The following is a 1550-nucleotide window of genomic DNA, read 5'->3' on the forward strand; positions in this document are numbered from 1 at the left end:
GCGGGCAGGAATCCGAGGACGAGGTCGAAGAGCGTGGATTTGCCTGCGCCCGAAGGCCCGGCGATCGCGTGGACCTCTCCGCGTTCGGCGAGGAGATCGACACCGCGCAGGACGTCACGATCGGCACCGGGGTAGCGGTAGGAGAGCCCGGAGATGCGGAGTTCCTGGCCCCGAGGACGAGCGTGTGTGTCGGGCTCCACCCGCGTCGTTGCGAGAGGGGGCGTTCGACGGAACGCTCCGAGGGCCACGAGCCCTGGTACGGCGGTGAGACCGAGGAAACCCGCGTGCCAGTGTCGGGAGAGCTCACGCACCGGACGGAACGCCTCGGAGGAGAGCAGCAGCAGCGCGTAGACCTCGACGGCCGGCGGCTCACCGGTCAGGACCGCGACGACCGCGAGCCCCGCGGCGACCACCACGCCGGCCTGCACGGCGAGGTCTGTGATGGCCGTCTCCGCGAGCGACGTGCGCATCACGCGTTCGGTGGCCAGGCGCAGCGCCTCCGATCTCGTGTGCAGGCGCGCCCGTGTGGCGGGGACGTCTCCCAGTGCGCGCAACGTCGACATTCCGCGAAGGGACTCGAGAAGGTCGCCGCTGAGAGCCTCGTAGCTGTCCCAGTGCTCGAAGCCTCGACGGGCGAGCATGCGCTTCCACAGCAGCGGGCCGAGCACCGCGAGCAGGATCCCCGCCGCGACGCACAGCGCGATCAGCGGGGACAGCACCGCCACGAGGCACACGGCGATCAGGCTGCCGACGACGAGCTGCACCACGGCGGGGATGTACTTCGACACATAGGCGTCCGTGCCGTCGATCCCGTCGCCGAGCGCGAGCTGCGTCGAGCCGTCCCTGAGACCGGCATCATGCAGTCGCTCCGGCACGAGGACCGCGGAGACGGCCGCGCCCCGAAGGTCTTCCCTCACCCTCCCGCCGAGACGCGCGGCGGCATCTCCCTGCACGATGGTGAGCAGCATCCGCGTCACTCCGATCACGAGGATCACCCCGATGCCGACGACCGCGCCCTGCCCCTCACCGCGCACGAGAGCAGCGAGCGACCACGCGAGAGCCAGCGCCTGCAGCAGGTGCGTCGCGTATACGAGGAGAAGGAGGAGGGTGCTCCAGGCCAGCAGCCAGGGGTGCCGTCGCGCTTCGCGCCACAGCTCGGGGACGATCATCATCGTGAGCCTCCGGGAGAGTCGAGGAAGGCGATCGCATGGAGGATCCACCGCCCTCCGGTCGAGGAGAAGCCGGACACCGGGCGAGCGCCACAGCCTCCGTCGAGGGCCGCGCGGTAGCAGAGACCGGCCGCGGTGAGGTGGGCGTTCCAGAGCGCGGTGCCGATGAGCGGTGCCGGAGCCGTGGTCGGCACGGACCAGGAACGGACGGCGCTCGCACCCCGCACCCAGGCTTGTCCGGAGGCGCGCGCGACGCGATCGATCTCCCCGCGCGGGGACAGGCGATCTCGCGCGGAGGTCCGGACGAGGAACTCGGACGTGGACGGCGAGCGCCTGGAGCCGAGAGCACGACGTGCCGCGTCGATCGGCACCGGGGTGTGT

2 protein-coding genes are annotated in these 1550 nt (G+C 71.2%); both read right to left on the reverse strand.

The genetic code is table 11. The features are described from left to right. On the reverse strand, positions 1-1172 hold a 1172-nt coding region (locus DSP71_RS08470; protein WP_220151102.1), incomplete at its 3' end, for an ABC transporter transmembrane domain-containing protein. Continuing rightward, the coding region (locus DSP71_RS22700) for a hypothetical protein (protein ID WP_220151103.1) at positions 1169-1550 on the reverse strand (382 nt) is incomplete at its 5' end. The genes DSP71_RS22700 and DSP71_RS08470, both read right to left, overlap by 4 nt.

The sequence above is a fragment of the Microbacterium sp. H6 genome (genome assembly GCF_003314775.1).
GTDB lineage: Bacteria > Actinomycetota > Actinomycetes > Actinomycetales > Microbacteriaceae > Microbacterium > Microbacterium oxydans.